Origin of the sequence: Pseudomonas sp. Pseu.R1 (genome assembly GCF_045764065.1) — a bacterium.
Taxonomy (GTDB): Bacteria; Pseudomonadota; Gammaproteobacteria; order Pseudomonadales; family Pseudomonadaceae; genus Aquipseudomonas.
In genome coordinates, this window is the sequence record NZ_JBJGEE020000001.1 from 3,490,873 (window position 1) to 3,509,633 (window position 18,761).

Consider the following 18,761-nt stretch of genomic DNA (forward strand, 5'->3'; position numbering starts at 1 on the left):
GCTGGTTACAGACGCATCGGCATGACAACATAAGCCGAATCGTCGTTACCGGACTCCTGAACCAGCGCGCTGCTGTTGGAATCGGACAGGATCAGACGGACCTGTTCAGTGGTCATCACCCCCAAAACATCAAGCAGGTAGCTGACGTTGAAGCCGATCTCCAACGAACCGCCACTGTAGTCGACGCTGATCTCTTCTTCCGCTTCTTCCTGCTCAGGGTTGTTCGCTTGAATCTTCAACTGACCGCTGGCCAGTTGAAGACGAATACCCCGGTATTTTTCGTTCGACAGAATCGCGGTACGACTGAACGCTTCGCGCAACGCCTGGCGATCGCCGACCACCAGTTTGTCGCCGCCCTTCGGAAGAACGCGCTCGTAATCGGGGAATTTGCCATCGACCAGTTTGGAGGTGAAGGTAAACTCACCTGTGGTCGCACGGATATGATGCTGGCCGAGTACGATGCTCACCAAACCATCTTGCTCCGTAAGCAAACGCGCCAATTCGAGGATACCCTTGCGCGGCACAATGACTTGATGCCGATCAGCTTGTTCGATTTCAGCAGCCATCGAGCACATCGCCAAGCGGTGGCCGTCAGTCGCAACAGCACGCAGGACACCCGATTGCACTTCGATCAGCATGCCGTTGAGGTAATAACGAACGTCCTGCTGCGCCATTGCAAAGCTGGTGCGCTCAATCAGTCGACGCAGCTTGCTCTGCACCAGATTAAACGTCAGCGATCCCGGGCCTTCTTCGACAGTCGGGAAATCATTGGCAGGCAGCGTCGACAATGTGAAGCGGCTACGGCCCGCCTTCACGACCAGTTTTTGCTCGTCAACCTTGATATCGATCAGCGCGTCGTTGGGCAGACTCTTGCAGATGTCCATCAGTTTGCGCGCAGGAACGGTGATTTCGCCCGGCTCTGCAGACTCTTCCAGTTGCACGCGTCCAACCAGTTCGACTTCCAGATCGGTACCGGTCAACGACAATTGCTGGCCTTCGACGACCAACAGCACGTTCGACAGAACCGGCAAGGTCTGGCGGCGTTCGACAACGCCGGCGACCAGTTGCAGGGGTTTCAACAGGGCTTCGCGTTGAATGGTGAAATGCATGGTCTAGTCCCTTGCCTTGATAAGCTGCGACGGCATCACGTTGTCAAAGTCCGCAGCAGGTTCTTGTAGTCCTCGCGGATATCCGCGTCGGATTCTTTAAGTTCATTGATCTTGCGGCAAGCGTGCAGCACGGTGGTATGGTCGCGCCCACCAAACACATCGCCGATTTCCGGCAAGCTGTGGTTGGTCAACTCTTTGGACAACGCCATGGCCACCTGGCGCGGCCGGGCAACCGATCTTGAGCGACGTTTAGACAAAAGGTCGGAGATCTTGATCTTGTAATATTCAGCAACCGTGCGCTGAATGTTATCCACACTCACCAGTTTGTCCTGCAACGCCAGCAGGTCTTTTAGCGATTCGCGAATCAGCTCGATGGTGATGTCACGCCCCATGAAGTGCGAGTGAGCGATGACGCGCTTGAGCGCACCCTCCAGCTCACGCACGTTGGAACGAATGCGCTGGGCAATAAAGAACGCGGCATCGTGAGGAAGTTCGACCTTTGCCTGGTCGGCCTTCTTCATGAGAATGGCCACGCGAGTTTCCAGCTCCGGCGGCTCGACAGCCACCGTAAGACCCCAGCCAAACCTGGACTTCAGACGTTCTTCAAGCCCCTCGATCTCTTTCGGATAGCGGTCACTGGTCAGAATGACCTGCTGGCCGCCTTCGAGCAGGGCGTTGAAGGTGTGGAAAAATTCTTCCTGCGAGCGCTCCTTGCGGGCGAAAAACTGGATGTCATCGATAAGCAACGCGTCAACCGAGCGGTAGAAGCGCTTGAATTCATTGATCGCGTTCAACTGAAGCGCCTTGACCATGTCGGCCACGAAACGCTCCGAATGCAGGTACACCACCTTCGCATTCGGATTCTTTTTGAGCAGATGGTTACCCACAGCGTGCATCAAGTGCGTTTTACCCAAACCTACGCCACCGTAAAGGAAGAGCGGGTTGTAACCGTGCTTGGGGTTGTCTGCTACCTGCCACGCCGCAGCGCGAGCCAATTGGTTGGACTTACCTTCGACGAAATTCTCAAAGGTAAACGTGCGATTCAAATAGCTGGTGTGTTTCAGCGCACCTTCTACCTGAACGCTACGTTGTTCGGTTTTGGCAGGTGTCGATTGAACGCTTGCCGCCGACATCGAATCGAAACTCGCCCGCGAAGGTTCGCCATCTACATCCAGAGAAACCTGTTCGACAGGAGCAGGCGCTTGAGCAGGTTCACTCGAAGCCGCAGCTACGCCAATGGTTTGAGCGATGTTCTGAGCAGCTTGTGAGGCGGCCACGGCAGCGGCAGCCAATGGTGCCGTGGGCGCTGCGCGAGGTGCAGAGCTACGTTTGCTTCCTATTAATAAGGAAAGAGCAGGGGTAGCACCTTGGCTGTGCTCGCCCAGCAGTTCGAGCAGGCGACCCAAATACTTTTCGTTTACCCAGTCGAGCACGAATCGGTTGGGCGCGTATACACGCAACTCGTCGCCTTCAGCTTCGACCTGTAGCGGACGGATCCAGGTGTTGAATTGCTGGGCAGGCAGCTCATCGCGCAAAAGCTCCACGCACTGCTGCCAAAGTTCCACTGACACGGAGATCCCCTAAGTATCGAAAGCCGGTGAGGCAAAAAAACAAGCGGCCATTGTACCCACCCGCGCTGGACTTATCCACACGTAGGTCGCTAACGGGCGTCTCAAAATCAAGACCTTATAGAGAGAAAAGCCGACCGGTGGTGTGTGCATAAGCTCTGTGGATAAGCCCAAATGACGTCTCTGCATAACTCAGGTCGAAAATGTGTGGATAACCAGCCTGTGGATAAAAAGAGTTTCCATTCACAGCCTTTCCGCAGCTCCAGCACAGCCCCGGCACGGTTTTCTGACAGGGTTATGATTCTCTGTATACCTTGAAAAACAAGGCCTATCATCAGTTATCCACAGATCGATGCCTTACTAGCTCTTATAAGCTTTACAGAACAGCTTTTAATACTTTCCTTCTCTATTTCTATTTTTGATCCACACCCCACATTGGTCAGAAAGGAAAAATGCGAAAACGCCCATATAAAAGAGACACGCAGGAAACGTTGGTTGGAAATTGACCTGCGAGCTTGCTTTCTCTAGAATCCCCGCTCTCTTAAAACGGGGTCATTCCGGCCCGTTGTGGACGAACCAGGTAACACACCATGAAACGTACTTTCCAACCGAGCACCATCAAGCGCGCCCGCACCCACGGTTTCCGTGCTCGCATGGCTACCAAAAACGGCCGTCAGGTTCTGTCGCGTCGTCGCGCCAAAGGCCGTAAGCGTCTGACAGTTTGATCAGTCGGCAAAGGTGGTGAGTCGAGACTTCAGTCGGGAAAAACGTCTGCTGACACCCCGGCACTTCAAGGCAGTCTTTGACTCCCCAACCGGCAAGGTTCCGGGGAAAAATCTCCTGCTCCTTGTACGCGACAACGATCTCGATCACGCCCGACTGGGGTTGGTGATCGGGAAAAAGAGCGTCAAGCTCTCCGTTGAACGCAATCGGCTGAAGCGTCTGATGCGCGAATCCTTTCGTCTCCACCAGGACAAACTGGCAGGCGTGGATATCGTGGTCGTTGCACGCAAAGGCTTGGGTGATATTGAAAACCCCGAATTGATTCAGCATTTCGGCAAGCTCTGGAAACGTCTGGCGCGCAGCCGACCGACCTCGGAAGCAACAACCGAAACTGCGGGGGTAGACAGTCCTGATGCGTAAACTGGCGCTCGTTCCGATCCAGTTTTACCGCTACGCCATTAGTCCTTTGATGGCCAGTCATTGTCGTTTCTACCCCAGTTGCTCCTGCTATGCGTACGAAGCCATTGAAACCTATGGCCTGGTACGCGGCGGCTGGCTGACCTTGCGTCGCTTAGGTCGCTGTCATCCGTGGAACCCCGGTGGTTTCGACCCGGTTCCAACAGCTCCCAACTCCCGTTCCTCTTCGATGGCCGAGTAATCATGGATATCAAACGCACAATCCTGATCGTCGCCCTGGCAATCGTGACCTATGTCGGTGTCCTGAAATGGAACCAGGACTATGGTCAGGCTGCCTTGCCGACTCAGAATGTTGCCTCCAGCACCAATACCGCCGCGCTTCCCGATACGGCACTTGGCACTTCCGCCAATGCGGACGTACCAAGTGCAACGGGCGAAGTGACTGCGCCTGCCGAAACGCCGGTAGCCGCCAGCAAAGATCTGATTCAGGTCAAAACTGACGTATTGAACCTGGAAATCGACCCGGTGGGCGGTGATGTGGTGCAACTGCGCCTGCCTCTGTATCCGCGTCGTCAGGACCATCCAGAGATTCCATTTCAGCTGTTCGACAACGGCGGCGAGCGTATTTTTCTCGCACAAAGCGGCCTGACCGGCATCAACGGTCCGGATGCCCGTGCCGGTGGTCGCCCTGTATACGCAACTGCGCAGAAAAGTTATCAACTGGCGGATGGTCAGAACGATCTGGTCGTAGACCTGAAGTACAGCGATGCAGGCGTTAACTACATCAAGCGTTTCACGTTCAAGCGCGGTCTGTATGATCTGACCGTGACCTACCTGATCGACAACCAGAGCACTCAAGCCTGGAACGGCAACCTGTTCGCCCAGTTGAAACGGGACGCCAGCGCTGATCCATCGTCGACCACGGCTACCGGCACCGCGACCTATCTGGGTGCCGCCATGTGGACACCTTCGGAGCCTTACAAAAAGGTTTCCATGAAGGACATCGACAAAGGCTCGCTCAAAGATACCGTTCAAGGTGGCTGGGTTGCCTGGCTGCAACATTATTTTGTGACTGCATGGATCCCGAGCAAGGCTGACAGCAATACCGTCACCACTCGTAAAGACAGTGTGGGTAACTACATCATCGGCTTCACCGGTCCTGCGCTGACCATTGCGCCAGGCGCCAAAGCCGAGACGACCGCGACGCTGTACGCAGGTCCGAAGAGCCAGGCCGTTCTGAAAGAGTTGTCCCCAGGCCTGGAATTGACTGTCGACTACGGCATTCTGTGGTTCATCGCTCAGCCAATCTTCTGGCTGCTGCAACATATTCACAGCATCGTGGGTAACTGGGGCTGGTCGATCATCTTCCTGACCATGCTGATCAAAGGGCTTTTCTTCCCTCTGTCCGCTGCCAGCTACAAGTCGATGGCGCGTATGCGCGCCGTTGCTCCACGCCTGGCCGCACTGAAAGAGCAGCATGGCGATGACCGTCAGAAGCTCTCGCAGTCCATGATGGAGCTGTACAAGAAAGAGAAGATCAACCCGCTGGGTGGCTGCTTGCCAATTCTCGTGCAAATGCCGGTATTCCTCTCGCTTTACTGGGTGCTGCTGGAAAGCGTTGAAATGCGCCAAGCGCCTTGGCTGCTGTGGATAACCGACCTTTCGATCAAGGACCCGTTCTTCATCCTGCCGATCATCATGGGCGCGACCATGTTCATCCAGCAGCGTTTGAACCCGGCTCCGCCAGATCCGATGCAGGCCAAGGTCATGAAGCTGATGCCAATCATCTTCACCTTCTTCTTCCTGTGGTTCCCGGCAGGTCTGGTGCTGTACTGGGTTGTGAACAACACCCTGTCCATCGCTCAACAGTGGTACATCACACGTAGCATCGAGGCCAAAGCCAAGAAAGCAACAGCGTGATCTACCCTGTGAATAAGTAATCCCGAAACGCCCCCTCGTGGAGCGTTTTGCTATCCGTCAGTTTATTCAGGAGGCGGACATGAACGTCCCTCGTGAAACCATCGCCGCTATCGCCACAGCTCAAGGTCGGGGTGGAGTGGGTATCGTACGCGTGTCCGGCCCATTGGCAGGCAAGGTGGCTGAAGCCATCACCGGTAAGCATTTGCAGCCCCGCCACGCCCATTACGGTCCTTTTCAGGACGCTGACGCACAGATTATCGACGAAGGAATTGCGCTGTATTTTCCAGGGCCTAGTTCGTTCACGGGTGAAGACGTGCTCGAACTGCAAGGCCATGGCGGCCCTGTCGTACTGGACATGCTCTTGCAGCGGTGTGTACAACTCGGCAGTCGTCTCGCAAGGCCAGGTGAGTTCAGCGAGCGTGCGTTCCTCAACGACAAACTCGATCTGGCGCAAGCGGAGGCCATTGCCGACTTGATCGAGGCGAGTTCTGCACAGGCGGCCCGGAACGCCCTGCGCTCGCTGCAAGGCGCATTCTCTCAGCGCGTTCACAGCCTCACTGAGAAACTGATCAGCCTGCGTATCTACGTTGAGGCCGCTATCGACTTCCCTGAAGAAGAAATCGACTTCCTTGCCGATGGCCATGTACTCAACATGCTGGACGAGGTGCGAGATCAGTTATCCACAGTATTGCGGGAAGCCAATCAAGGCGCCCTGTTGCGCGATGGGATGACTGTGGTGATCGCCGGGCGACCAAATGCGGGTAAATCGAGTTTGCTTAACGCTCTGGCAGGCCGAGAGGCTGCCATCGTCACCGACATCGCGGGTACCACGCGAGATATTCTCCGCGAACATATCCACGTCGACGGAATGCCGCTTCACATCGTCGACACAGCAGGTCTTCGTGACACAGAAGATCAGGTAGAACGCATCGGCGTCGAGCGCGCGTTGAAGGCGATCAACGATGCTGATCGTATTCTGTTGGTGGTCGACGCAACGGCTCCTGAAGCCGTAGACCCTTTTGCACTCTGGCCGGAATTCCTTGAGCAGCGACCAGACCCTGCAAACGTCACGCTGATCCGTAACAAAGCCGACCTGAGCGGCGACGCGATTACACTTGATCGAAGCGCCGATGGCTATGTCACGATCAGCCTTAGCGCGAAAGCGGGTGGAGAAGGCCTTGAGTTGCTACGTGAGCACCTGAAAGCCTGCATGGGTTATCAGCAGACTGCCGAAAGCAGCTTCAGCGCGCGTCGGCGTCACCTTGAGTCACTGCATAAGGCAAACGCCTCGCTGGAACACGGTCGTTCTCAGTTGACCTTGGCGGGAGCGGGTGAGCTATTGGCAGAGGATTTGCGCCTGGCCCAGCAATTCCTCGGAGAGATTACAGGCGCGTTCAGTTCAGATGACCTGCTCGGTCGCATTTTCTCCAGCTTCTGCATCGGCAAATAACTCCCCCCTTGGCTCAGGCGGTCAACACGACCGCCTGTCGCCTTTCTCACCCGTTCCCTCCTTTTTCCAGTCCCGTAAAGCGTGGCGGGCGTATTCGCTCGCCCCGGAATGGCCTTTCTACGGTCCATCTCTTCCCAAATAAGACCTGTGCATAACTCGTATTCAGCTCGGTAGATAAGTGGCCATGCTGGTTGAGGAAAACCTGCCATGTGGATAACCATCATTTTTACCCACAGGCTCAAGGCGCTTATCCAAGGGGCTCATTCGCACCTGATCACAGACTTTAATTTCTCTCTACACGTTGGAATATAAGGCCTGTGTACATCTATCCACAGATAGGAGGCCCTCTAAACATAAACATAAAAACAAGGATTTTATAAATTTCTCTCCTTTTTACTTTTTTAACCGCCACTCATCCACAGCTGGTTAAATTTTGCGCAAAAGGTTCCTTTCAAGGGGGCGAAGTCCCTATACTTGCCGCCAATTTCCTATTCCCCCCATTTAACAGGCACGAGGTGCGTGGTGGATTTCCCTTCCCGTTTTGAAGTGATCGTCATCGGCGGCGGTCATGCCGGTACCGAGGCAGCACTGGCGTCCGCTCGCATGGGTGCAAAAACCCTGCTGCTGACGCACAACGTGGAAACCCTCGGGCAAATGAGTTGCAACCCGGCCATCGGTGGCATCGGTAAAAGCCATCTGGTCAAAGAGATCGACGCACTCGGCGGCGCCATGGCGACTGCAACTGATCTGGGCGGCATCCAGTTCCGTGTACTGAACAGCCGCAAAGGCCCAGCGGTACGCGCAACACGCGCCCAGGCTGATCGCATTCTGTATAAGGCGGCGATCCGCGAGATTCTTGAGAATCAGCCCAATCTGTGGATATTTCAGCAATCCTGCGACGACCTGATCGTCGAACAGGATCAAGTGCGTGGCGTCGTGACTCAGATGGGTCTGCGTTTCATGGCCGACTCCGTCGTTCTGACCACGGGCACATTCCTCGGTGGACTTATCCACATTGGTTTGCAGAATTACTCGGGCGGACGTGCAGGCGATCCACCTTCCATCGCGCTGGCACGGCGTCTGCGTGAACTGCCCCTGCGTGTCGGGCGCTTGAAAACCGGTACACCGCCACGTATTGACGGTCGCTCTGTGGATTTCTCTGTGATGAGCGAGCAACCGGGTGACACTCCGATTCCCGTGATGTCGTTCCTGGGCTCCAAAGAACAGCACCCACGTCAGGTCAGTTGCTGGATTACCCACACGAACGCTCGCACACACGAAATCATTGCGTCGAACCTCGACCGTTCGCCGATGTATTCCGCAGCAGGCGAAATAGAGGGCGTTGGCCCGCGTTATTGCCCATCGATCGAAGACAAGATTCATCGCTTTGCCGACAAGGAAAGCCATCAGGTCTTCATCGAACCCGAAGGGCTGACTACGCACGAACTCTACCCGAACGGGATTTCGACCTCGCTGCCGTTCGACGTGCAATTACAAATCGTGCGTTCTATTCGCGGCATGGAAAACGCCCATATCGTGCGCCCTGGTTACGCGATCGAATATGACTACTTCGACCCGCGCGACCTGAGATACAGCCTGGAAACCAAAGTCATCGGCGGCCTGTTCTTCGCAGGGCAGATCAACGGTACGACGGGTTACGAAGAGGCCGGAGCACAAGGTTTGCTGGCCGGCGCCAACGCGGCATTGCGTGCGCAAGGCAAAGAAAGCTGGTGCCCACGTCGCGATGAAGCGTACATCGGTGTGCTTGTGGATGACTTGATCACCCTCGGTACCCAAGAGCCGTACCGGATGTTCACATCCCGTGCTGAATACCGCCTGATTTTGCGCGAAGACAACGCTGATCTGCGCTTGACCGAAAAAGGTCGCGAGTTGGGCCTGGTCGATGATGCCCGCTGGGCTGCTTTCTGCGCCAAGCGCGAAGGCATCGAGCGGGAAGAGCAGCGTCTGAAGTCCACCTGGATTCGTCCAGGAACCGAACAGGGCGATGCTGTGTCTGCTCATTTCGGCACGCCGCTGACGCACGAATACAACCTGCTCAACCTGCTGAGCCGCCCTGAAGTGGACTACGCCAGCCTGGTTTCGTTGACGGGTCAGCAGATCGTCGATCCCCAGGTGGCCGAGCAGGTCGAAATCAAGACCAAATACGCCGGTTATATCGATCGACAGCAAGATGAAATTGCACGTCTGCGAGCGAGTGAGGACATCAAGCTGCCTGTGGATATCGATTACGCCACCATTTCGGGCCTGTCCAAAGAGATTCAAAGCAAGCTGGGGACAACTCGTCCGGACACCCTAGGGCAGGCTTCACGCATCCCCGGCGTTACTCCGGCAGCCATTTCGCTGTTGATGATTCACTTGAAAAAACGCGGCGCGGGCCGTCAGTTGGAGCAAAGCGCTTGAGTTCGTTGGTTACCCCGCAGCACGCAGAAGAATTGACCCTTGGCGCCAGAGAGCTGGGCGTCGAGCTGACTGAAATCCAGCACACCCGGTTGCTGGGTTATCTGGAATTGCTCATCAAATGGAACAAGGCCTACAACCTGACTGCCGTGCGTGATCCGGATGAAATGGTCTCGCGGCACTTGCTCGACAGTTTAAGCGTGGTGCCATTCATCGATGGCGAGCGCCAACTGGACGTTGGCAGTGGTGGCGGGATGCCCGGCATTCCGTTGGCCATCATGTTTCCAGACATGAAAGTCACGCTGTTGGACAGCAATGGCAAGAAAACCCGCTTTCTGACTCAGGTCAAACTAGAACTCAAACTGGACAACCTCACAGTTATCCACAGCCGTGCGGAGGCCTTTCAGCCAGAGTTGCCATTTACCGGGATCATTTCCCGCGCGTTCAGTAGCCTGGAAGACTTTACACAGTGGACCCGCCATATGGGTGACGTGAAAACGCGCTGGTTGGCAATGAAGGGTCTGCATCCTGCGGACGAACTGGTAGCATTGCCCGCAGATTTTCATCTGGAAAGCGCGCAAGCCTTGGCCGTACCCGGTTGCCAAGGTCAACGGCATCTGCTGATACTGCGCCGCACGGCATGACAGGGAACACACGCAAGAATGGCTAAGGTATTCGCGATAGCGAACCAAAAAGGTGGTGTGGGTAAAACCACCACCTGTATCAACCTCGCAGCGTCGCTGGTCGCCACCAAGCGGCGGGTGTTGTTGATCGATCTCGATCCACAGGGCAACGCCACCATGGGTAGCGGTGTGGATAAACATGCCCTGGAGCATTCCGTTTACGATTTGCTGATTGGCGAATGCGACCTGAATCAGGCCATGCACTTCTCCGAACATGGCGGTTATCAACTGCTGCCGGCCAACCGCGACCTGACAGCCGCCGAAGTCGTTTTGCTGGAAATGCAGATGAAAGAGGCACGCTTGCGCACAGCGCTGGCGCCGATTCGCGAGAATTACGATTACATCCTAATTGATTGCCCCCCGTCGCTGTCGATGCTGACCCTTAACGCGCTGGTTGCTGCCGATGGCGTCATTATCCCCATGCAGTGCGAATACTATGCGCTCGAAGGTCTGAGCGACCTTGTGGATAACATCAAACGCATTGGTGAACTGCTGAATCCGGAGCTGAAGATCGAAGGGTTGCTGCGGACCATGTACGACCCGCGCCTGAGTCTGATCAACGACGTATCGGCGCAGCTCAAGGAACACTTCGGTGACCAGCTCTACGACACGGTAATTCCGCGCAACATTCGTTTGGCCGAGGCGCCGAGTTTCGGGATGCCCGCACTGGCCTACGACAAGACTTCTCGCGGCGCACTGGCGTACCTGGCACTGGCTGGCGAGATGGTTCGCCGTCAGCGCCGAACTTCTCGCGCTGCCGCTCAGCCCACTTAAGGAAACTCCATGGCCGTCAAGAAACGAGGACTCGGACGTGGGCTGGACGCACTTCTGAGCAGTCCCACCGTCAGCGCACTGGAAGAACAGGCCGTTCAGGCCGACCAGCGCGAACTGCAAAACATTCCGCTGGACCTGATTCAGCGCGGCAAATACCAGCCACGTCGGGACATGGACCCACAGGCGCTGGAAGAGCTGGCCAACTCGATCAAGGCACAGGGCGTCATGCAGCCGATCGTCGTGCGCCCGATCGCTGACAATCGTTACGAGATCATCGCAGGTGAGCGTCGCTGGCGCGCCAGTCAGCAAGCGGGCGTCGATACCATCCCGGCGATGGTGCGCGATGTGCCGGATGAAGCGGCCATTGCCATGGCGCTGATCGAGAACATCCAGCGCGAAGACCTCAATCCGATCGAAGAGGCCATCGCGCTGCAGCGTTTGCAGAACGAGTTCCAGCTGACGCAACAGCAGGTTGCCGAAGCTGTGGGTAAATCCCGTGTCAGCGTGGCTAACCTGCTGCGCTTGATCGCGTTGCCGGACGTTATCAAGACCATGCTGTCCCACGGGGACCTCGAAATGGGTCACGCTCGCGCATTGCTTGGCTTGCCGGAAGAGCGGCAGGTTGAGGGGGCGCGACATGTTGTCGCACGGGGTCTGACCGTGCGCCAGACCGAAGCACTGGTTCGTCAGTGGCTGAGTGGCAAACAGGAGCCTGCGGCACCTGTCAAAGCCGACCCGGATATTGCCCGCCTTGAACAGCGTCTGGCCGAGCGGCTGGGCTCTACGGTGCAGATTCGCCATGGCCAGAAGGGAAAAGGTCAGTTGGTGATCCGTTACAACTCGCTGGACGAGCTGCAAGGCGTCCTCGCCCACATCCGCTGAAACACATCGTGCGTAGCGTGTAGTCGGAAATCACTACCCGGCAGTTGAATAGGGGCTGAACCGCCCCTATACTCTGCGCGCATTTTGTCGGCACAAATTATGCCAAGTTATTGATTTTGGCGGCTGGCATACGAGGAGCCCATGTGATGGAGACACGCACGCCAAACCGCTTGCCGTTCCATCGTCTGGCTGTTTTCCCGGTTTTGCTGGCTCAATTGATTGTCCTGCTACTGGGAGCGGTGACGCTTTGGCAGTGGCATGGAGTCGTAGCTGGATATTCAGGTCTTTGCGGAGGCCTGATAGCGTGGCTGCCCAATTTGTACTTTGCCCATAAGGCGTTCCGGTTTTCCGGAGCCCGGGCAGCGCAAGCCATCGTTCGGTCGTTCTATGCCGGCGAGGCGGGCAAACTGATTTTTACGGCAGTGCTGTTTGCACTGACCTTTGCAGGTGTGAAGCCGCTGGCCCCGCTGGCGGTTTTCGGCGTGTTCATGCTGACCCAGTTGGTCAGCTGGTTCGCACCCCTGCTAATGAGAACAAGACTTTTGAGACCTTAGGGCGTTTGAGGCAACCATGGCAGAGCAAACAGCTTCGGGCTATATCCAGCACCACTTGCAGAACTTGACCTTCGGTCATTTGCCTGACGGCACTTGGGGCTTCGCGCATTCCGCAGCAGAAGCAAAAGAAATGGGCTTTTGGGCTTTCCACCTCGATACTCTCGGCTGGTCGGTTGCTCTGGGTCTGATTTTCGTCCTGTTTTTCCGCATGGCTGCTAAAAAGGCAACGTCCGGTCAGCCAGGCGCCCTGCAGAACTTCGTTGAAGTGCTGGTCGAATTCGTCGACGGCAGCGTGAAGGACAGCTTCCACGGTCGTAGTGCCGTCATCGCACCTCTGGCGCTGACTATCTTCGCCTGGGTATTCCTGATGAACGCCATCGACCTGATCCCGGTCGACTGGATTCCGCAATTGGCTGTCATGATTTCCGGTGACCACCACATCCCGTTCCGCGCCGTGTCGACCACCGACCCGAACGCCACGTTGGGTATGGCGCTGTCCGTATTTGCACTGATCATCTTCTACAGCATCAAGATCAAAGGCATTGGCGGCTTCATTGGTGAACTGACCCTGCATCCGTTCAGCAGCAAGAACGTTCTCGTTCAGGCGCTGTTGATTCCTGTGAACTTCCTGCTTGAATTCGTGACTCTGGTCGCCAAGCCAATCTCTCTGGCACTGCGTCTTTTCGGCAACATGTATGCAGGTGAACTGGTGTTCATCCTGATCGCGGTCATGTTCGGCAGCGGCCTGCTCTGGCTGAGCGGTCTGGGCGTGGTTCTGCAATGGGCGTGGGCAGTGTTCCACATCCTGATCATCACCCTGCAAGCGTTCATCTTCATGATGCTGACCATCGTCTACCTGTCGATGGCTCACGAAGATAACCATTAAGACCCGCCTGGCGAGTCTGATGATCCCCTCATTGCGGTGAGGGGCGCCCGCAAGGGCTGATGTACAAACGATTTTGCTTTACCGCTTTAAACTAAAAAAACCTAACCAATACGACGTAAAAGTCGGGAGGAAAGATGGAAACTGTAGTTGGTCTAACTGCTATCGCTGTTGCACTGCTGATCGGCCTGGGCGCACTGGGTACTGCAATCGGTTTCGGCCTGCTGGGCGGTAAGTTCCTGGAAGGCGCTGCGCGTCAACCAGAAATGGTTCCAATGCTGCAAGTTAAGATGTTCATCGTGGCTGGTCTGCTCGACGCCGTAACCATGATCGGTGTTGGTATCGCTCTGTTCTTCACCTTTGCGAATCCCTTCGTTGGTCAACTCGCTGGCTAATCGCTCGATTTTTCGAGTTGATTGGTGTGATGGACAACGAACGAGCGAGGTGTTGGCGTGAACATTAATGCAACCCTGATTGGCCAGTCCGTTGCGTTCTTCATTTTTGTGCTGTTCTGCATGAAGTTCGTGTGGCCTCCGGTCATCGCGGCTTTGCACGAACGTCAGAAGAAGATCGCGGATGGACTGGACGCTGCCACCCGAGCAGCTCGCGACCTGGAGCTGGCCCAAGATAAAGCGGCCCAGCAACTGCGCGATGCGAAAGCTCAGGCAGCCGAAATCATTGAGCAAGCCAAGAAGCGCGGTACTCAGATCGTCGACGAAGCCCGTGAACAGGCTCGTGTCGATGCTGACCGCATCAAGGCTCAGGCTCAGGCCGAGATCGAGCAGGAACTGAACGGTGTCAAAGACGCTCTGCGCGCCCAACTGGGCAGCCTGGCCGTCAACGGTGCCGAGAAGATCCTGGGTGCCACAATCGATCAAAACGCGCACGCGGAGCTGGTTAACAAACTGGCTGCAGAAATTTAAGCGAGGGCGATCATGGCAGAACTGACCACGTTGGCCCGACCTTACGCTAAGGCAGCCTTCGAGCATGCCCAGGCCCACCAGCAACTGGCCAATTGGTCAGCCATGCTCGGCCTGGCTGCTGCTGTGTCGCAGGACGACACGATGCAGCGCCTGCTCAAGGCCCCGCGACTGACGAGCGCAAACAAGGCCGCCACTTTCATTGAAGTGTGCGGCGACAAGTTCGATGCCCAGGCACAGAATTTCATCCACGTCGTTGCTGAAAACGACCGTCTCCAGCTTCTGCCGGAGATCTCCGAACTGTTCGAGCTGTACAAGGCCGAGCAGGAAAAGTCGGTAGATGTGGATGTCACCAGTGCTTTTGCATTGAACCAAGAACAGCAAGACAAACTCGCCAAGGTTCTCAGTGCACGGCTCGGCCGGGAAGTGCGCCTGCACGCTGCGGAGGATGCTGCCCTGATAGGTGGTGTCATCATCCGCGCCGGCGACCTGGTTATCGATGGCTCAGTTCGCGGCAAACTCGCGCAACTAGCCGAAGCATTGAAATCTTGAGTTTGAAGGGGCAGCAGAGCAATGCAGCAACTCAATCCTTCCGAAATTAGTGAAATCATCAAGGGTCGCATCGAGAAACTCGATGTAGCCTCTCAAGCCCGTAACGAAGGCACCGTTGTCAGCGTGTCTGATGGTATCGTGCGGATCCACGGTCTGGCCGACGCTATGTACGGCGAAATGATCGAGTTCCCGGGCGGCGTCTACGGTATGGCACTGAACCTGGAGCAAGACTCCGTAGGTGCGGTGGTACTGGGCGCTTACACCACGCTGGCTGAAGGCATGAGTGCCAAGTGCACCGGCCGCATCCTGGAAGTTCCGGTTGGTAAGGAACTGCTGGGTCGCGTTGTCGACGCACTGGGTAACCCAGTCGACGGTAAAGGCCCTCTGAACAACACCGAGACCGACGCGGTCGAAAAAGTTGCTCCGGGCGTTATCTGGCGTAAGTCGGTAGACCAGCCTGTACAGACTGGCTACAAGGCTGTTGACGCCATGATCCCTGTCGGCCGTGGCCAGCGCGAGCTGATCATCGGTGACCGCCAGATCGGTAAGACCGCTCTGGCGATCGACGCGATCATCAACCAGAAAGACAGCGGCATTTTCTGCGTATACGTTGCAGTAGGTCAGAAGCAATCGACCATCGCCAACGTCGTTCGCAAGCTGGAAGAAAACGGCGCTCTGGCCAACACCATCATCGTGGCTGCCAGTGCTTCCGAATCCCCTGCGCTGCAATTCCTGGCTCCGTATGCCGGTTGCACCATGGGCGAATTCTTCCGTGACCGCGGTGAAGACGCACTGATCGTCTATGACGATCTTTCCAAGCAAGCTGTAGCGTATCGTCAGATCTCCCTGCTGCTGCGTCGTCCACCAGGACGTGAAGCGTACCCAGGTGACGTGTTCTATCTCCACTCCCGTCTGCTGGAGCGCGCATCCCGCGTTTCTGAAGAGTACGTCGAGAAGTTCACCAACGGCGCAGTGACTGGCAAAACCGGTTCCCTGACCGCACTGCCGATCATCGAAACTCAGGCTGGCGACGTTTCCGCGTTCGTTCCGACCAACGTGATTTCCATCACCGACGGTCAGATCTTCCTGGAATCGGCCATGTTCAACTCCGGCATCCGCCCGGCAGTGAACGCCGGTGTTTCGGTATCCCGAGTGGGTGGTGCCGCTCAGACCAAGATCATCAAGAAGCTGTCCGGTGGTATCCGTACCGCTCTGGCTCAGTACCGTGAACTGGCGGCATTCGCCCAGTTCGCTTCTGACCTGGACGAAGCGACCCGTAAGCAACTTGAGCATGGTCAGCGCGTTACCGAGCTGATGAAGCAGAAGCAATATGCGCCAATGTCGATCGCCGACATGTCGCTGTCGCTGTATGCCGCTGAGCGTGGGTTCCTGACCGACGTTGAAATCGCCAAAGTCGGCAGCTTCGAACAAGCGCTGATTGCTTACTTCAACCGCGATCATGCCGATTTGATGGCCAAGATCAACGTGAAGGGTGACTTCAATGACGAAATCGATTCTGGCCTGAAAGCCGGTATCGAGAAGTTCAAGGCCACCCAAACCTGGTAAGCCGCAGCGGGAGTCGCGAGGCTCCCGCTTGCTAACCTGATAGGTGTTACATGGCAGGCGCAAAAGAGATTCGCAGCAAGATTGCGAGCATCAAAAGCACGCAAAAGATCACCAGCGCCATGGAAAAAGTGGCGGTCAGCAAAATGCGCAAGGCTCAAATGCGCATGGCTGCTAGCCGTCCTTACGCGGAGCGCATCCGCCAGGTGATTGGTCATCTTGCCAACGCTAACCCGGAATACCGCCACCCGTTCATGATCGACCGCGCCGTCAAGCGCGCCGGTTATATCGTGGTGAGCAGTGACCGTGGCCTGTGCGGTGGCTTGAATACCAACCTGTTCAAGGCTTTGGTCAAGGACATGGCGCAGAACCGTGACAACGGTGTTGAGATCGATCTGTGTGTGATCGGCAGCAAAGGTGCGGCGTTTTTCCGCAACTTCGGCGGTAACGTCGTCGCTGCGATCAGCCACCTGGGCGAAGAGCCGTCGATCAATGATCTGATCGGCAGCGTCAAGGTGATGCTGGATGCCTACCTGGAGGGCCGTATTGACCGCCTGTCCGTGGTATCCAACAAGTTCATCAACACCATGACTCAGCAGCCAACGGTTGAGCAACTGGTTCCGTTGGTCGCGACCCCGGATCAAGAACTCAAGCACCACTGGGATTACCTGTACGAACCCGACGCCAAAGAGCTGCTGGACGGCTTGATGGTGCGTTACGTGGAGTCGCAGGTCTACCAGGCGGTGGTCGAGAACAACGCAGCTGAACAAGCGGCGCGGATGATCGCAATGAAGAACGCCACCGACAACGCCGGTGACCTGATCAGTGATTTGCAGCTGATCTACAACAAGGCGCGTCAGGCAGCGATCACCCAAGAGATCTCGGAAATCGTCGGCGGCGCTGCCGCGGTTTAACGGTTCAAATATTCAGAGGATCCAGCTAATGAGTAGCGGACGTATCGTTCAAATCATCGGCGCCGTGATCGACGTGGAATTTCCACGCGACAGCGTACCGAGCATCTACAACGCGCTGAAAGTACAAGGCGCGGAAACCACTCTGGAAGTTCAGCAGCAGCTGGGCGACGGCGTGGTTCGTACCATTGCGATGGGTTCGACCGAAGGCCTGAAACGCGGCCTGGACGTCACCGACACCAACGCAGCTATCTCCGTGCCAGTCGGCAAGGGCACCCTGGGCCGTATCATGGACGTCCTGGGCAACCCGATCGACGAAGCTGGCCCGATCGACACCGAAGAGCGCTGGGGTATTCACCGTGCCGCTCCTTCGTTCGCTGAACAAGCAGGCGGCAACGACCTGCTGGAAACCGGCATCAAGGTTATCGACCTGGTTTGCCCGTTTGCCAAAGGCGGTAAAGTCGGTCTGTTCGGTGGTGCCGGTGTTGGTAAAACCGTAAACATGATGGAACTGATCCGTAACATCGCCATCGAGCACAGCGGTTATTCCGTGTTCGCGGGTGTGGGCGAGCGTACTCGTGAGGGTAACGACTTCTACCACGAGATGAAGGATTCCAACGTTCTGGACAAAGTAGCCTTGGTATACGGCCAGATGAACGAGCCGCCGGGAAACCGTCTGCGCGTTGCTCTGACCGGCCTGACCATGGCCGAGAAGTTCCGTGACGAGGGTAACGACGTTCTGCTGTTCGTCGACAACATCTACCGTTACACCCTGGCCGGTACTGAAGTATCCGCACTGCTGGGCCGTATGCCTTCCGCAGTAGGTTACCAGCCGACCCTGGCTGAAGAGATGGGCGTGCTGCAAGAGCGCATCACTTCGACCAAACAAGGTTCGATCACCTCGATCCAGGCCGTTTACGTACCTGCGGACGACCTGACTGACCCGTCGCCAGCGACCACTTTCGCCCACTTGGACGCCACCGTCGTTCTGTCCCGTGACATCGCTTCCCTGGGTATCTACCCAGCGGTTGACCCACTGGACTCGACTTCGCGCCAGTTGGACCCGAACGTGATCGGCACCGAACACTACGAAACTGCTCGTGGCGTTCAGTACGTGCTGCAGCGTTATAAAGAGCTGAAAGACATCATCGCGATCCTGGGCATGGACGAACTGTCCGAAACCGACAAACAGTTGGTTGCCCGCGCTCGTAAGATTCAGCGCTTCCTGTCGCAGCCGTTCTTCGTGGCTGAAGTCTTCACCGGTGCTTCGGGTAAATACGTTTCCCTGAAAGACACCATTGCTGGCTTCAAAGGCATCCTCAACGGTGACTACGACCACCTGCCAGAACAAGCGTTCTACATGGTTGGCGGCATCGAAGAAGCGATCGAGAAAGCCAAGAAACTGTAATCATGGCGCCCGGAAACGGGCGCTCA

At 56.3% G+C, this 18,761-nt stretch carries 19 protein-coding genes; 17 read left to right on the top strand and 2 right to left on the bottom strand.

Features of this window, described 5'->3' with window-relative positions:
• Positions 1–5: 5 nt before the first annotated feature.
• Positions 6–1,109, bottom strand: coding sequence for a DNA polymerase III subunit beta (gene dnaN / locus ACI5GA_RS16160; protein ID WP_404639392.1), 1,104 nt, complete (start codon positions 1,107–1,109; stop codon positions 6–8).
• Between the two features lie 35 nt (positions 1,110–1,144).
• Positions 1,145–2,680, bottom strand: coding sequence for a chromosomal replication initiator protein DnaA (gene dnaA, locus ACI5GA_RS16165; protein WP_404639390.1), 1,536 nt, complete (start codon positions 2,678–2,680; stop codon positions 1,145–1,147).
• A gap of 587 nt (positions 2,681–3,267) precedes the next feature.
• On the opposite strand from dnaA, the gene rpmH reads away from it, so the two are divergent.
• The 17 genes from rpmH to atpD all read left to right on the top strand — a co-directional run bounded on the left by rpmH (position 3,268) and on the right by atpD (position 18,735).
• Positions 3,268–3,402, top strand: a complete 135-nt coding sequence (gene rpmH / locus ACI5GA_RS16170; protein ID WP_003290924.1) for a 50S ribosomal protein L34 — start codon at positions 3,268–3,270, stop codon at positions 3,400–3,402.
• A 16-nt stretch (positions 3,403–3,418) separates the two neighbouring features.
• Entirely contained in the window at positions 3,419–3,820 is a 402-nt protein-coding gene (rnpA, locus tag ACI5GA_RS16175; RefSeq protein WP_404639388.1) for a ribonuclease P protein component, read from the top strand.
• Positions 3,813–4,058 carry a membrane protein insertion efficiency factor YidD gene (gene yidD, locus ACI5GA_RS16180; protein WP_404639386.1) on the top strand — a complete coding sequence of 82 codons (246 nt, stop codon included), beginning with the start codon at positions 3,813–3,815 and terminating at the stop codon, positions 4,056–4,058. Before rnpA ends, yidD begins: the two co-directional genes overlap by 8 nt.
• 2 nt (positions 4,059–4,060) lie before the next feature.
• On the top strand, positions 4,061–5,737 hold the full coding sequence (gene yidC, locus ACI5GA_RS16185) for a membrane protein insertase YidC (RefSeq protein WP_421423393.1): 1,677 nt from the start codon (positions 4,061–4,063) through the stop codon (positions 5,735–5,737).
• Positions 5,738–5,816: 79 nt separating this feature from the next.
• Entirely contained in the window at positions 5,817–7,187 is a 1,371-nt protein-coding gene (gene mnmE, locus ACI5GA_RS16190) for a tRNA uridine-5-carboxymethylaminomethyl(34) synthesis GTPase MnmE (RefSeq protein ID WP_421423395.1), read from the top strand.
• Between the two features lie 522 nt (positions 7,188–7,709).
• Positions 7,710–9,608 carry a tRNA uridine-5-carboxymethylaminomethyl(34) synthesis enzyme MnmG gene (gene mnmG, locus ACI5GA_RS16195; protein ID WP_404639380.1) on the top strand — a complete coding sequence of 633 codons (1,899 nt, stop codon included), beginning with the start codon at positions 7,710–7,712 and terminating at the stop codon, positions 9,606–9,608.
• Positions 9,605–10,249, top strand: a complete 645-nt coding sequence (gene rsmG / locus ACI5GA_RS16200) for a 16S rRNA (guanine(527)-N(7))-methyltransferase RsmG (protein WP_404639378.1) — start codon at positions 9,605–9,607, stop codon at positions 10,247–10,249. The genes mnmG and rsmG overlap by 4 nt, the downstream gene beginning before the upstream one ends.
• A gap of 18 nt (positions 10,250–10,267) precedes the next feature.
• Entirely contained in the window at positions 10,268–11,062 is a 795-nt protein-coding gene (locus tag ACI5GA_RS16205; RefSeq protein ID WP_404639376.1) for a ParA family protein, read from the top strand.
• Between the two features lie 9 nt (positions 11,063–11,071).
• On the top strand, positions 11,072–11,944 hold the full coding sequence (locus ACI5GA_RS16210) for a ParB/RepB/Spo0J family partition protein (RefSeq protein ID WP_404639374.1): 873 nt from the start codon (positions 11,072–11,074) through the stop codon (positions 11,942–11,944).
• 146 nt (positions 11,945–12,090) lie between these two features.
• Positions 12,091–12,498 (top strand): F0F1 ATP synthase subunit I, encoded by a 408-nt coding sequence (locus ACI5GA_RS16215; RefSeq protein ID WP_421423396.1) that lies wholly within the window; start codon positions 12,091–12,093, stop codon positions 12,496–12,498.
• Positions 12,499–12,514: 16 nt separating this feature from the next.
• Positions 12,515–13,384, top strand: a complete 870-nt coding sequence (atpB, locus tag ACI5GA_RS16220) for a F0F1 ATP synthase subunit A (protein ID WP_404639371.1) — start codon at positions 12,515–12,517, stop codon at positions 13,382–13,384.
• A gap of 134 nt (positions 13,385–13,518) precedes the next feature.
• Positions 13,519–13,776 carry a F0F1 ATP synthase subunit C gene (atpE, locus tag ACI5GA_RS16225; protein ID WP_002555987.1) on the top strand — a complete coding sequence of 86 codons (258 nt, stop codon included), beginning with the start codon at positions 13,519–13,521 and terminating at the stop codon, positions 13,774–13,776.
• A 57-nt stretch (positions 13,777–13,833) separates the two neighbouring features.
• Entirely contained in the window at positions 13,834–14,304 is a 471-nt protein-coding gene (locus tag ACI5GA_RS16230) for a F0F1 ATP synthase subunit B (RefSeq protein ID WP_404639369.1), read from the top strand.
• A 12-nt stretch (positions 14,305–14,316) separates the two neighbouring features.
• Positions 14,317–14,853 carry a F0F1 ATP synthase subunit delta gene (locus tag ACI5GA_RS16235; protein ID WP_404639367.1) on the top strand — a complete coding sequence of 179 codons (537 nt, stop codon included), beginning with the start codon at positions 14,317–14,319 and terminating at the stop codon, positions 14,851–14,853.
• A gap of 21 nt (positions 14,854–14,874) precedes the next feature.
• Positions 14,875–16,419, top strand: a complete 1,545-nt coding sequence (gene atpA, locus ACI5GA_RS16240) for a F0F1 ATP synthase subunit alpha (RefSeq protein WP_421423398.1) — start codon at positions 14,875–14,877, stop codon at positions 16,417–16,419.
• 50 nt (positions 16,420–16,469) lie between these two features.
• Positions 16,470–17,330: a F0F1 ATP synthase subunit gamma gene (gene atpG, locus ACI5GA_RS16245; protein WP_421423399.1), complete on the top strand. Its 861-nt coding sequence runs from the start codon at positions 16,470–16,472 to the stop codon at positions 17,328–17,330.
• A 28-nt stretch (positions 17,331–17,358) separates the two neighbouring features.
• The gene (gene atpD, locus ACI5GA_RS16250; RefSeq protein ID WP_421423400.1) at positions 17,359–18,735 is read left to right on the top strand and encodes a F0F1 ATP synthase subunit beta; all 1,377 of its coding nucleotides are present in this window, start codon (positions 17,359–17,361) and stop codon (positions 18,733–18,735) included.
• Positions 18,736–18,761: the final 26 nt, after the last annotated feature.

Bases quoted from the DNA above. Each gene is read 5' to 3' on its own strand.
- ACI5GA_RS16205 (WP_404639376.1), top strand. From the start codon at position 10,268: ATGGCTAAGGTATTCGCGATAGCGAACCAAAAAGGTGGTGTGGGTAAA.
- rpmH (WP_003290924.1), top strand. From the start codon at position 3,268: ATGAAACGTACTTTCCAACCGAGCACCATCAAGCGCGCCCGCACCCAC.
- atpG (WP_421423399.1), top strand. From the start codon at position 16,470: ATGGCAGGCGCAAAAGAGATTCGCAGCAAGATTGCGAGCATCAAAAGC.
- dnaN (WP_404639392.1), bottom strand. From the start codon at position 1,109: ATGCATTTCACCATTCAACGCGAAGCCCTGTTGAAACCCCTGCAACTG.
- ACI5GA_RS16215 (WP_421423396.1), top strand. From the start codon at position 12,091: ATGGAGACACGCACGCCAAACCGCTTGCCGTTCCATCGTCTGGCTGTT.
- atpA (WP_421423398.1), top strand. From the start codon at position 14,875: ATGCAGCAACTCAATCCTTCCGAAATTAGTGAAATCATCAAGGGTCGC.
- atpB (WP_404639371.1), top strand. From the start codon at position 12,515: ATGGCAGAGCAAACAGCTTCGGGCTATATCCAGCACCACTTGCAGAAC.
- atpE (WP_002555987.1), top strand. From the start codon at position 13,519: ATGGAAACTGTAGTTGGTCTAACTGCTATCGCTGTTGCACTGCTGATC.
- yidD (WP_404639386.1), top strand. From the start codon at position 3,813: ATGCGTAAACTGGCGCTCGTTCCGATCCAGTTTTACCGCTACGCCATT.
- atpD (WP_421423400.1), top strand. From the start codon at position 17,359: ATGAGTAGCGGACGTATCGTTCAAATCATCGGCGCCGTGATCGACGTG.
- mnmE (WP_421423395.1), top strand. From the start codon at position 5,817: ATGAACGTCCCTCGTGAAACCATCGCCGCTATCGCCACAGCTCAAGGT.
- yidC (WP_421423393.1), top strand. From the start codon at position 4,061: ATGGATATCAAACGCACAATCCTGATCGTCGCCCTGGCAATCGTGACC.
- ACI5GA_RS16210 (WP_404639374.1), top strand. From the start codon at position 11,072: ATGGCCGTCAAGAAACGAGGACTCGGACGTGGGCTGGACGCACTTCTG.
- ACI5GA_RS16235 (WP_404639367.1), top strand. From the start codon at position 14,317: ATGGCAGAACTGACCACGTTGGCCCGACCTTACGCTAAGGCAGCCTTC.